Here is a 12,497-nt window from a genome sequence, read left to right as displayed (position 1 = left end):
TTTTTTTAGGCAACCTGAACGCCATTTTCGGTCAAAACGCGATCAATCTCGCTTTTCAGGCGGGTAGGATGTGGGCCAACTAAACGCCCAATAACATTGCCATCTTTGAACATCAACAAAGTAGGGATAGCCTGAATTCCGAGGCGGGAAGGTGTCAGACCATGCTCATCAATGTCCATTTTAGCGAATTTGAGCTTACCATCGTATTCTGTGCTCAAGCGCTCAAAAACAGGGGCAATATTGCGACAGGGTCCGCACCAGGCAGCCCAGAAGTCCACAATCACTGGCTCTGAAGATTTTAGTACTTTGGCATCAAAGTCCTGATCTCCAACATGAAAAAGATTAGCATTTTCCATTATACTTCTCACTCACTTTCCAACTAAATCTATTATGACCATTATCTGCAAGCAAAGCTTGTGGTATTTTACTCACTACATCTAAGACAACACGCATAAGATTTTGTTTATTCCATCCGCCGCGCTTTTTTGTGTCCTTAAAAAAAGGAAAGCCACGTTTTTCTTAGCGATCATCACGGGTAATGGAGAGAATCTGTAGGATATAAAGAAACAGATTCAACACAGTGATGAACAGCGAAACGGTCAGGCCAATGGCATTTGGTAGGGTATCAGCCATATACTTGGCACGCTGTACATAGAACAGGACATAGCCAGAAAAGATGGCAACACCCACAAAGGATACCAGCAGCGTAAACAACGTACTATGGAAGAAGATACCAATCAGTCCTGTCACAATCAACAGGATCACACCAAAGAAAAGATAGTCGCCAATGCGCGAAAAATCTCGCTTGGTAGTCCATGCGTACAAGCCTAATCCCAGGGAGGTAAGAGCCGTGATCACAAACGCCTGGCCAAGGATATTCCCTAGTCCTGAAGAGAGGTAGATCGAAACCAGTGGTCCAAGCGCCAAACCTTCCAGGAATGTGAAGAGATAGAGCAAAAACAGATTGATGCCTGGCTTCTGAATCAGCAGATTCAATGCAATCAGCACCACAAAGCCTGCAATGGCTACTGCCCAGTAACCACCATAGCTCAGTTTCATCACAACGCCAACGAGAGTGCCCAGGGTAGCAAAAATGAAGGAGAAGGCCAGCAGACCCATCACCTTACTGATCAAGCCACTCGCTGAAACGCCAGTCTCTGGGTATCCATAAGGTAAGGTTTGATACTGATATCGCGAACCGAACGAATTATTTCCCCTATTACCATAGGGGCTATTTCCGTAAGAGTAATTATTTCTTGGATTCTGGTTAAACATCGTGAACCTCTATTTGAAACACTATCAACGTCATCTTTGAAGAGTGCCTTACTAAAAAGACTCTTTCATCACGTATATACGTGTAACGCCGAGTGCTGGTTGCAGGTGGATCACACACATTTTGATCTTATGTGAAATGAATCCCAGGTCCCCAACCAGTACCATACTTCCATCTTCACACCACCCCTGACATTGGTTCAGAACCATCTCTACAGTATCAAAAATGAAAGGTTTCAACGTGTAACGTTCAGGTAATCGCCGAGACGACTACATGACACTCCATACTCCACAAATTTCGCAAAAAGCCACGCCAACCTCACCAAAGGTCTTGCTACGTGTATTCCAGCGATCATAGACGATTGCCAGCGAGCCACAGCTCCAGCAGCGGGCACGACCACCAGCCTTACTCTCACTCTCCAGCTTTTGCAATAAAGCGCTACGGGCCTCATCAGAGCCTGTATAGCCAGGATTGTATGCCAGATGTAACAGGTTGCCCAGTGGCAAGCTAATTTCATGCGATGGTGGCTGTAATGGCGCGGGAGTGGCGGCCGCTGGCGGTTGGACTGGCGCAGCAACAGGTGCCTGCGGAGGCCGGCGGAATAATTCGCCACGGGAAGTTCGGCGTCCACCCTCAATCGTTGGCGTATATTCAGGACGCTCATGGCGTTCTCCACGATCCGTGCGCGTTACACGCTCTGATCGGCGAGGACCCGGAGTCTCTGAATTTTCTGTACGCTCTGGCCGTTGAGAGCCTGGAGCCTCTGAATTTTCTGCGCGCTCACCATTTAAAACAGGTGTCACTGGAGGTTGCGCAGCCGCAAAAGACGGCGGAGTCGCAGAAGTCGTCGGGGCCTCTGGACTTACTGGCGCCTGGTTCTCGGTCTCCCTGACAGCCTCAGACGCATGTTTCGTAGCCGTTGGCTCAACAGCTCGCTCTGACTGCTGTTCAGCAACACTATTTGTCTGCTCTGGTTGTTCTGGTGGATTAGTAGCACGTCTTCGTCGGGTAATTGGCATAAGAGGTTCACTCCATAAGAAAAGAAGTTATGTGTGTGTGCAAAGTAAAGCGCAGCACATGTATTATATCACATTGTAAAGAGAAGAGAAAAAATATCCAGGCAAGATAGAGGGCAAGCTCCTCTTTCCCGATGAAAAACAGGAGCCCCACCCTTTTACACGCCCATTGAGTTCACCTTACTTAAAGAGACCTCTTTTGAGCTATCGTCTGCTCTCACCCGGACTATTGACCATTGAAGAAGTCTGCATTAATCTTGATATAGCTTTTCCACTCATCAGGCACTGCCGACTCTTCAAAAATAGCCGTCACCGGACAAGCGGGTTCACAGGCACCACAATCGATACACTCATCAGGATTAATATAGAGCTGCTCTGCCTCTTCATATCCCGCTTCACCGGATGAAGGGTGAATGCAATCTACCGGACATACATCAACACAGGATGCATCCTTAACGCCAATACATGGCTGTGTAATTACATAGGTCATAGTTCTGGACATCCTCCTCTAGACATACTGCAATAGCTGGAAAGCTATACAGTAGGAATGTTTTGTTTTGGGCCAACTTCAGTATAGTGGGTTGTCCAGATGATGTCAATTGTCCTTGCCGGTGGCCCGGGGCGTCTCTAAAGTCTTGGAGTGTGTCTGAATCCCACTCTCCTGGAGAAGCACCTGCCAGCCGCACTCGGGCCCTGAAGGCCCATGCTTCTTTTACGTGTGGTGTCAAATTGTGTTCTCCGAACACAATTTGACACCACACGTAAAACCCTTGGAGCGCTAAAGGCGCGAAAACAACACTTAGCGGTCAATGGATTTCATGGGAGTAAGACCCTCTCTTAGAGAGTGACTGACAGTACGTAAGCCTGCTCTTATTTAAAACTATCGACCGAAAGATTAGAGAACGTCACTTCGACACCTTGATTCTCAACGTAAAGTCCAATCGAACCAGGCTGGGCTGCAGTAGTAGCATAAGGATCCACCATGGGCTTTTCCATTAATGGTGTCCCGTTGATCACAAAGGAAAAAGCGTTCCCTTTCGCCACAATGATAATGGTATTGCTCTTCCCTTCATCCCCAATAATAGCGGGACTTCTGCCGCTCGTGATTGTTTTCCACGGCTGCTGCTTATCAGTATCTGAAAAACGCAAGAAGGCATACTGTTGATCATCATAAGGGGAAATCTCAAACAAATAGAAAAATGATTGATCAATGGCAGTACGAAACATGACACCATGGAAATCAGGACCATCTTTCTTACCACCAACCTCAAGCATGGTCACAGACAACTTGAAATCCTGCACCTGGTAATCCCTGAAGCGGGCAAACATGGCGGACTTCACCTGGGTGTTTTTCACATGATACTGATGGTTGTCGTCAAAGAAAAAGTTCTGGCTTTGGGGCCACTTCTTAATCAACTGCAAAGGATTATTGGGCATCAGTGTGGGTATAGCCGTTGCGGTAGAATGCTGCACAACAATTGGTGGGGCCGTGGGGCCACTATTATTATGCATAAATATCAGTGTCAGGCTGGCGGTAACAACCACCACCAGTACCGCTGCCAACGCCAACAATACACGCTTCCCTTTAGAAGGCTTCATGGGGCTGGACCACAGCGGCTTGACGCGTACGACTGGCCTTGGAGGAGTCATAGCGGTCTGGGGACCGGTGAAATCCAGTTCGGACTCAAAGGGAGTCAGCTCAGGCGAACGTGCCGGCTGTGAACGCTTCTCACCTGCGTCAATGGCGGCACTAAAAGCTCGGCTTAAATCACCCGCCGACTGAAAACGTTCTGAAGGCTCTTTCGCCAGGGCTTTACGTACCACACGATCCAACAAAGGCGAAACATCTGCCCGGAGTAGGGCCAAAGATGGAGGCGGTTCATGCACATGTAACAATGCCAGTGCGATAGTTGAGTCGGCGCGAAATGGCAAACGTTTCACTAACACAAAAAAAAGTGTGACTCCTAAAGAATACACATCTGACCGACCATCTAAAGGTCGGCCCAAAGCTTGTTCAGGCGAAATATAATCAGGAGTCCCCATTACCGCTTCCGCTGATTTGGCATCCTTCTTATCAGAGACAAGCTCGGGTTGCATGGCTCTGGCAATACCAAAGTCGGACAAGACTACATGCCCTTCGCTATCCAATAAAATATTGGCAGGTTTTACATCACAATGCACGCAACCATGAGCATGGGCGTAATCCAATGCCGCCGCCAGTTGCTCTAAATACCAGCGCGCTTCCTTCAAAGAAAGCGGACCCCGTTTCACCATATATTCAGAGAGGGTTCCACCAGGCATATAGGGCATCACAATATAGGGCAAACCGTCCTGTTCACCATAGGAATAGATTGGCAGAATATTCGCATGCTCCAATTTACTGACCGCTTCTGCCTCGCGCAAGAAACGCAGGTAGAAATCTCGCTGCATCCGTATATCCATGCCTGCACGCGGCAAGAAGACTTTGACCGCAACCTTACGCTGTGGATCCTGCTGCTGCGCGAGAAAGACAGCACTCGACCCTCCATACCCGAGCAGCTTTTCCAGCACACATGAACCAAGCATCTTCCCAATCAGATGCTGCCCCCTATTTGAAGCCACGCTCAAGCTCCTCTCTAGCTTCCACCTTGGGTCTTTGCGTACTCATTGGAACGTTTTGATTTGCCATAACACACCCAGGCATACATTGTATTTTAATCATGGCTGATACCTATTGTCAACTCTTAAGCCTAAATATATGGAGAAATTCGAATGCACATCTTTCACCTACTAGATTGCTTCAGTCGGCTTTTATAAAAAAAGATCCACTTCGTTCCTACATCCATCGGAAGATAGCAGGGCCGGGTAGGCCCATGTATCTTCCTACATTACTGGTCGTAACTAGAGCACAAATTGTCCATTACGCATGATTGTGCGCCCATCAACCTCAATCGTACAATTAGTGGGGATGACATCAACATGGACAGTTGAGTCCCAATCAGCGCCAGTAAATTCGGGATAGGGGTTACCAAAGGCAACATGCAAGCCTGGTAGTTTTTCGTCCTGGAGCAGGTTGCCAACCAGTTGCTTCAAACTGGTCAAAGTGCCAATCGCAAATTCACCAGCTCGATTACCATTGGGAACCGAGAAAAGATAGTCACGCACTTCCTGCACAATACTCTGATTGTCGCCGCTGATGTCTGTGATATAACCATCTTTAACTGTAATCACCAGAGGTTGTTCAAGCACCCCATACTTTTCAGAGAAATAGTCACCCAGGACATCGCAGACCAGAACGCCATCTACCGTAGCAGGAGCAGTATAGACTTCTCCTTCAGGCAAGTTACCCCACTTCCCTTGTTCGGTATAGCGACCATGGCAGGGAATCCATTTCCAGTCGGGATGGAAAGTAGCGGTTACATCGCTGCCCTTTTCAGAGGTCACATGAATCGTTTTCGCGTGTTTCACCATCTCATAAATACGATTGGTAATAGTAAAAACTTCATCATAGTCCGCGCACATGCCATCGGTCATCAAGGTATCATCGATACCAATCATGTGGCCATGGCGCACTTTTAATTCATTCACCAGGAAAGGCAACAAAGGAATACGGAAAGCAATCTCACCGGGTTGTGCCGTTGCAATATAGTACGAAACGGTTGGACGGACCTGGAGAAAATCATTGCGCAATTTATCAGGCAACGCTGTCAACGGGCGCTCACCATAATGCTCAAGAAAACGTATCTCTACATCAGCACCGCGGGCCAGCGCGGCTGCCGCTACACGTTCCGCAATAAACGCACGCGCAAAATCAGTCAAAATAAAGACACGATCCTGTGCATTCACCCCCATACAGTGTAAAGCATTTTCGGCCCCCAACTGCATCCGCTCATCAAAAGTTAACGTCTCTAAACGTTGTGCCAGTTCTCTTCTATCTATCATCACTAGATGCTCCTTTATAGAACACGTCCATTATTTTCTTCCAGATCGCTTGTTTCTATTGATAGAATACTGCCCATCAGCAAACAAATTCGTCTCAAGACATTATCGCAAATATCGCCAGATATACAAGAGTTTTCTACAAATACAATCGAATATACGAACTGCCAAATCGGAGGTAACATCCTCACCAGCCGATCATACTTTTGGACAATCCTACGGGCTAGTACATATGGAGTGACGGAATGGGAAACCTCTCCCCCTCCACACTCTATTCTCAACGATATGTTATACTTGAAAAAATTTCACGGATGGGTTACCAGCCCTTTGGTCCTTTATCACCTTCAAGAGAAAGCAGAGCTTCATGACTAATAGCTTTAGCATACTCCACGTTGCAGAATACCTGAAACGATTGGGATTAAAGATTTCGCAGGTTGATCGCTCACAAAATACCATTGAGTTGACCTTCCGGGGCGAACAAGGACAATGGCACATGATTGCGGGTATTCATCATAGCGGAAATGCAAGCAAGCTAATGCTGATCGTGCCACAAATCGGGATTATCAGTGAGCAAAAACGTCTGGAGTGTCTCGAAGCATTACTTGCGGTCAACTATCGTATCGCGATGGGCAAATTTGGCCTGGATCTGACAGATGGCGAGGTACGCCTGGAAGAAAGTATTCCTCTGGCAGACCAAAAAATTACCTTTGAGCAGTTCCGACTGGCTTTTAGCGCCCTTGTGCAGACCGTTGCCATTTACCATGATTTGCTTCACCGTATTACCGATGGTGACCAATCCCCCCAGGAAGCCTTACAGGCCTGTGAGAATGAGTTCTTTGCTCAGGCTCCTGATGAGAGCGATTTTGGCTTAACGGCATCCATGGCACAAGTAACCGAGACGCCATTACAAACCACGACCTCTCAGGATCAGGAAGAGCCACCTGAACTGGACGTTAATGAAGTCCTTGAAGAGGTGGCCCGTTTATTAGGTAGACATACCGAATAGTAGCTCTACTAAATAAAGGTCGCACCCCGCTCGGCCGTCACTTCCCTGAAAGCCCTCACGTCAGCAAGGCTATTTTGCTTGCGTGAGGGCTTTCAGGTTACAGTAACGGCAACCCACATCTAAACGACAGTGATTGTACCGTCACCATTAACATTCACCTTGACCATTGGCAAGGGGGTATCTGCCGGACCTTGCACAACTTTTCCGCCATTAGCGGGATCAAAAATGGCGCCATGCGCCGGACAGACCAGCAATTTTTTGGCCGGATCATAATTGACTTTGACTCCCTCATGGGTGCACGCTTTTTCATAAGCTGCAAAGTTTCCATCAGGAAGGTGAATCATAAGGCTGGCCTGCTGATCAGCAGGATTAGTGAAAGCGATGGCGGTATTCACCGTCTGATTTTTGGAACTAACAACGGTCCCAACGTGACCAGCGATAGGCTTTTGCGCCGGGTTGGCCGCACCAGGATTTTTCGGCTGTTGCCCCTGGGCAGGATTATTAGCAGGCTGATTCGGCTGGGGATTTTGCGCTACCTGTTGGGGGGCCGCCGGTGGAGCAGTCAATTTTCCCAGATTAAAGGCGACACCTACGCCGGCAGCGGCCACGCCTCCGACGGCCAGTAGAGCCAGCACGTTCCGGCGGCTAACATTCTTCTGTTCAGGCTGCCGGGAAAGAGGCGCAGGCTGGGAGCGTTTTTTCTGGCGTGCAGCCCCGGTTGAGACAGGGGTCTCCAGTCCCCAATCCACCATATCGGTGGCAGGAAGCACGACAGGCTCAGCAGGCGCCTGCACATTATTGGGTCGTTGAGGGATAGCCGTAGGTAGAGGCTGAATTGGGGCCACAGGTGACCACCACTCATACGCTTTCATCAAATCTGCATCAGATGCATGGGTGCCCGCAAGGGTCACGCCGGCCTTCGGTAATGACACAATCTCATCATCCTCCGGCTGACTTTTAGCAGGTGCAACTATCGGCTGGTTGTTATTCGTATTTGTAGCGATAGGAGCAGGCAGTGGCACGGCTGGTGGAATCGTAGGAGGTGCAACAACAGCAGGTCTTGCCGTCTCCGCCAGATGTTTCGTACGGCGTATTCCACTGGTCAGCATTCCTGCCTGGATACCGTCAGGAAGATCCTGTTTGGAGGATTTTATTGCTGGAATATGGCCTGTTACGATAGGAGGAAGCAGTTGCCAGTTACCAGAAGTATGGGCAGAGCGAGGCATATCCTGCTGGTTGGAGGCCACTTTCTTATTCACATCCAGTGGTCGCATACGTACCGCGGGAATACTCTGGGTCGCGCCAATAGAAGCCTGGGTAAAGGCCTCACCGAGTTCGCTCACACTCTGAAAACGCGCCTCGGGATCACGGGCCAGCGCTTGATTGACAACCGAAATCAGAGCAATCGGAATATCGGGACACAATTTACGCAAAGCTGGGATGTTTTGCTGGACATGCATCTGGGCCACTTCAAGTGGATTATTACCACTAAATGGCGGACGTCCACTCAACAGTTCATACACTATACATCCAAGTGCATAGATATCTGAACGTTGATCAACCGACTGACCCTGAACAATCTCGGGAGCAACATATTCAGCGGCCGCTAAAAAGGTATCCGCGACACTCAAAAGATGGGCATAGGGAACGGCAGCCTGGTCGATGCCACAACGCTGCAAGATATGCATCAAACCAAATCCGGCAACTTGAATATTCTCATCATCCAGGACCACAATATTAGAGGGCTTCAAAGTACCATGGATAAAGCCGCGTGTGTGAGCATAGGCCAGCCCATCTATAATTTGCTTCAGGAGAGAAGTTACAAACGTGTGCTCACAACGTCCCTGGTGCTTCACAATATCAGCCAGTGAACCATTAGTTGTGTAGGACGTAATCAAATATGGAGATCCGAGCACCTCACCATATGAATAAACTGGCAAAATATGTGGATGATCTAATGTCGTGATTAAAGAGGCTTCCTTACGAAAACGCGTCAAGAAAAATGTTCGGGCCTCATTTGAAAAGTGCTCGGGCAAATGATACAGTGCCAGCGCGTCAACACGCTGCAAAGCCTGGTGTCGAGCCAGATAAACAGTCTGTAAACGTCCTTTTCCAACAAAACGTTCTACCCGATACTGCCCAAGAACATGGCCAACGAGTTGGTCCTCTGATTGTGTCTGCATCCAATATTTCTCCAAAGTACAAACTACACACAACAAACAACCTGCATACCTTCATGTCATCCCCAAATGACATGTTGTACGTGAAAGAACACCATCTATTTGTAAAACATAGGGGCCGGTAAGTTTATGCAGGTCTCTATTTATCGATACCGGACCGCTTCATACTGAATCAGCACCCATGATGTGGCAATAATGGGTTTTTCTCATCCACAATCTTGAATTTACACTTTGTATCAACATGAGTCAATTTGTCAGGCAATAATTAGGACTTGTGGATGAAAAAGCATTGTGACCTTAACCAGCGAGTGGTCCCATCAACACTACCCGCCTTCCATAAAAATGGTACAATGAGCGCGAAAGATCTTTAATGAAATCATCCAGAAAAGCAATGAGAAGCTTGCCTGACATCAAGCTTTTTTTATATGTTGTGTTCCTACTGGGAACAAAAGGGATTGGAGAATCGTTGCATGGCAGATGTTCAACCACTACGCGGGCTACGTTTTGTACCGGAAATTATTGGCAATCAAGCGGATACCATTACGCCACCATTTGATGTAATTAGTCCGGAAGCGCAAAACAGTTACTACGAACGGAACCCTTATAACATTATTCGTCTAGAACTGGGCAAAACCTATCCCACCGACAATGGACTGAATAATGCGTATTCGCGCGCGGCAACAACACTGGCTGAGTGGCGCTTAGAAGGCGTATTACACCAGGAAACTGATCCCTGCTATTATCTTTATCAGCAACGCTTTACCTATGAGGGAAAACCATATACACGCACCAGTTTACTGGCCCGTATCCGCCTGGAGCCGTGGAGCGCACGTGTAGTCCTGCCGCATGAACATACCCGCAACAAAGACAAAGAAGACCGCCTGCAGCTTCTGCGTGCCAGCGCGACAAACTTTAGTCCAATTATGTGTATGTATGACGATCCTCAAGGACGTATCCGCCGCCTGCTCGCTACCTATGCCAGTGAGCCAGAAGTACAGCTTGTCGATGAGAATGGAGAAGAGCATATCCTTCAACCAATTACCAATCAAGAACATGTGGCATTGATGAAGGACTTCTTTGCGCAGCGTCAGCTCTATATCGCCGATGGACATCATCGTTATACAACAGCGTTAGCATACCGGGATGAGATAGCGGAACAGCGACGTGGCCTGCATCCACAGGATGGAGCAAACTTTATGTTCATGGCCTTGATCGATATGGATGATCCAGGCATGCTCGTATTACCCACTCATCGCCTGTTGTTTGATCTTACATCAGAGCAGTTACAAAAACTCTCAGGAGAGCAACTCTCGGCCTATTTCTCCGTACAAGCATTAGAGGCTACAAGCGATGAAGCGCTGCTAGAACGGCTGGCACAAGCCAGTGGAGCGCAGCCAGCTTTGGTAGTCAAAACAGCAGAGCAGACGTTGCTACTGACGATCAATGAACAAGGCCAGCAGTTGATGAAAGAGAGCGGCCACTCTGAAGCCTGGAATGCTCTGGATGTTGCGATGGTACAGAGGTTGATTTTTGAGAGCGTGCTCCAGATCACGGCGGAAGATGTTGCCGCAGGTAAACATGTGCGGTATATGCATGATACCAGACAGGTACTACAAGCCCTGCACACGCAAGAGGCACAAGCACTTATATTACTTAATGGGATTCCATTCCACCAGGTACGTGATGTGGCACTGGCCGACGATCGTATGCCACAGAAATCTACGTACCTCTATCCAAAGCTCATCACCGGATTGGTGATCAATCCTTTATGGTAAGGAGCAGAGAAATATGATTATTATCGTCGGCGCAGGTCTGGCTGGCTTAACCTGCGCAAAATTATTGACCGAAGCAGGACAAAAAGTTGTTGTGCTGGAAGCAGCCGATCAGGTAGGTGGTCGAGTACGCACCGATTACCACGAAGATGGCTATCGTCTCGATCGCGGTTTTCAGGTGCTCTTTACAGGGTATGAGGCTGCCGCGCGCCACTTGAATTATAGTACGCTCAAACAACGCAAATTTGATCCAGGCGCGATTTTAGAGAAGAATGGCAAGCATTACGAAATCACGGATCCTATTCGTGAGCCAGCACACGCATTTTCTAGCTTGCTCAATCCATTAATTTCGACGACAGACAAGCTACGTGTCCTTAAATTAAGGACACAGCTACAGCGCCTCTCGACTGAGGAGATCTTCTCGGGTGCCCAGCAACCAGAGGGTCAGGACGAGACGACGGAAGCCTATTTACGCCGCGAAGGATTTTCAGACAAAATTATTGACAATTTTTTCCGGCCCTTCTATGGCGGCATCTTCCTGGATCGTTCACTCCAGACCAGCGCCCGCATGTTTCAATTTACCTTTAAAATGCTGGCGATCGGGGACATTATCTTGCCCGCTGAAGGCATTCAGAGGATCCCCGAACAACTCGCCGCCAGCTTACCCAAAGGAACGGTACGCTGCAATGCACGCGTGGGCGAACTACTCAACAGCGATGGTCAGATCAAGGGTGTACGCCTGATTAATGGTGAACAGATCAAAGCCGATACAGTCGTGGTGGCAACCTCAAGTCCGATTGCGGCAAAATTCACCAATATGCCTTTGCCTACCCAGGGAGTTAGCGCGGTCTGCTTATACTTTGCGGGTAATGAGCGTCTGTATAATCAGCGCAAAATTCTCCTCAATGCTGATCCGCATGCCTATGTCAATAATGCCGTCCTGCTTACCAATATCGCGCCAACCTATGCGCCGCCGCGCAAGCACCTGCTCTCAGCTACCGTACTGGGAAAGCCCGGTGAGGATGATGAGCAGATAGCCGAGCGTAGCAAAACAGAGATCGCAGGTTGGTTCCCCCAGCATGATTTAAGTCACTGGCAATTGCTGGCGGTCTACCGTATTCCATTCGCCCAGTTCTTCCAACCACCTGGTACCTTTGATGCGCTACCAACCAATCAGACCGATATGCCCGGCCTGTATGTGGTAGGCGAATACACACAATCGAGCAGCATTCAAGGAGCGATGCGCAGTGGGGAAGTGGCAGCGCGTGAACTCTTAAAAGCGCGGCCATTGGTCACCAGTAAAGCTTAAAAAAAGCCAGCAAGGGCTCAAGC

10 protein-coding genes are annotated in these 12,497 nt (G+C 48.5%); 3 read left to right on the top strand and 7 right to left on the bottom strand.

Going from position 1 to position 12,497, the window contains the following annotated elements; all coding sequences use genetic code 11:
- Positions 1–5: 5 nt before the first annotated feature.
- The 6 genes from trxA to EL633_RS16070 form a co-directional block, all read right to left on the bottom strand.
- Positions 6–356, bottom strand: coding sequence for a thioredoxin (gene trxA, locus EL633_RS16095; RefSeq protein WP_170216694.1), 351 nt, complete (start codon positions 354–356; stop codon positions 6–8).
- Positions 357–519: 163 nt separating this feature from the next.
- Positions 520–1,275, bottom strand: a complete 756-nt coding sequence (locus EL633_RS16090; protein WP_126628160.1) for a Bax inhibitor-1/YccA family protein — start codon at positions 1,273–1,275, stop codon at positions 520–522.
- 267 nt (positions 1,276–1,542) lie between these two features.
- Positions 1,543–2,292, bottom strand: coding sequence for a prolipoprotein diacylglyceryl transferase (locus EL633_RS16085; RefSeq protein WP_126628159.1), 750 nt, complete (start codon positions 2,290–2,292; stop codon positions 1,543–1,545).
- A gap of 223 nt (positions 2,293–2,515) precedes the next feature.
- Positions 2,516–2,779, bottom strand: a complete 264-nt coding sequence (locus EL633_RS16080) for a 4Fe-4S dicluster domain-containing protein (protein ID WP_126628158.1) — start codon at positions 2,777–2,779, stop codon at positions 2,516–2,518.
- Positions 2,780–3,159: 380 nt separating this feature from the next.
- Positions 3,160–4,890: a serine/threonine protein kinase gene (locus EL633_RS16075; protein ID WP_126628157.1), complete on the bottom strand. Its 1,731-nt coding sequence runs from the start codon at positions 4,888–4,890 to the stop codon at positions 3,160–3,162.
- Between the two features lie 279 nt (positions 4,891–5,169).
- Positions 5,170–6,210 carry an aminopeptidase gene (locus EL633_RS16070; RefSeq protein WP_126628156.1) on the bottom strand — a complete coding sequence of 347 codons (1,041 nt, stop codon included), beginning with the start codon at positions 6,208–6,210 and terminating at the stop codon, positions 5,170–5,172.
- Between the two features lie 361 nt (positions 6,211–6,571).
- Between EL633_RS16070 and EL633_RS16065 the strand changes: the two genes are divergently transcribed.
- On the top strand, positions 6,572–7,213 hold the full coding sequence (locus EL633_RS16065; protein ID WP_126628155.1) for a YbjN domain-containing protein: 642 nt from the start codon (positions 6,572–6,574) through the stop codon (positions 7,211–7,213).
- A 119-nt stretch (positions 7,214–7,332) separates the two neighbouring features.
- Here EL633_RS16065 and EL633_RS16060 read toward each other — a convergent pair whose 3' ends face one another.
- On the bottom strand, positions 7,333–9,396 hold the full coding sequence (locus tag EL633_RS16060; RefSeq protein ID WP_126628154.1) for a protein kinase domain-containing protein: 2,064 nt from the start codon (positions 9,394–9,396) through the stop codon (positions 7,333–7,335).
- A 467-nt stretch (positions 9,397–9,863) separates the two neighbouring features.
- On the opposite strand from EL633_RS16060, the gene EL633_RS16055 reads away from it, so the two are divergent.
- Positions 9,864–11,168 carry a DUF1015 domain-containing protein gene (locus tag EL633_RS16055; protein WP_161982182.1) on the top strand — a complete coding sequence of 435 codons (1,305 nt, stop codon included), beginning with the start codon at positions 9,864–9,866 and terminating at the stop codon, positions 11,166–11,168.
- Positions 11,169–11,181: 13 nt separating this feature from the next.
- On the top strand, positions 11,182–12,474 hold the full coding sequence (locus EL633_RS16050; protein WP_126628152.1) for an NAD(P)/FAD-dependent oxidoreductase: 1,293 nt from the start codon (positions 11,182–11,184) through the stop codon (positions 12,472–12,474).
- Positions 12,475–12,497: the final 23 nt, after the last annotated feature.

Origin of the sequence: Dictyobacter alpinus (assembly GCF_003967575.1) — a bacterium.
Taxonomy (GTDB): domain Bacteria; phylum Chloroflexota; class Ktedonobacteria; order Ktedonobacterales; family Ktedonobacteraceae; genus Dictyobacter; species Dictyobacter alpinus.
The sequence above is the reverse complement of the archived record's forward strand: the minus strand, read 5'-3'. Positions and strand labels throughout refer to the sequence as shown.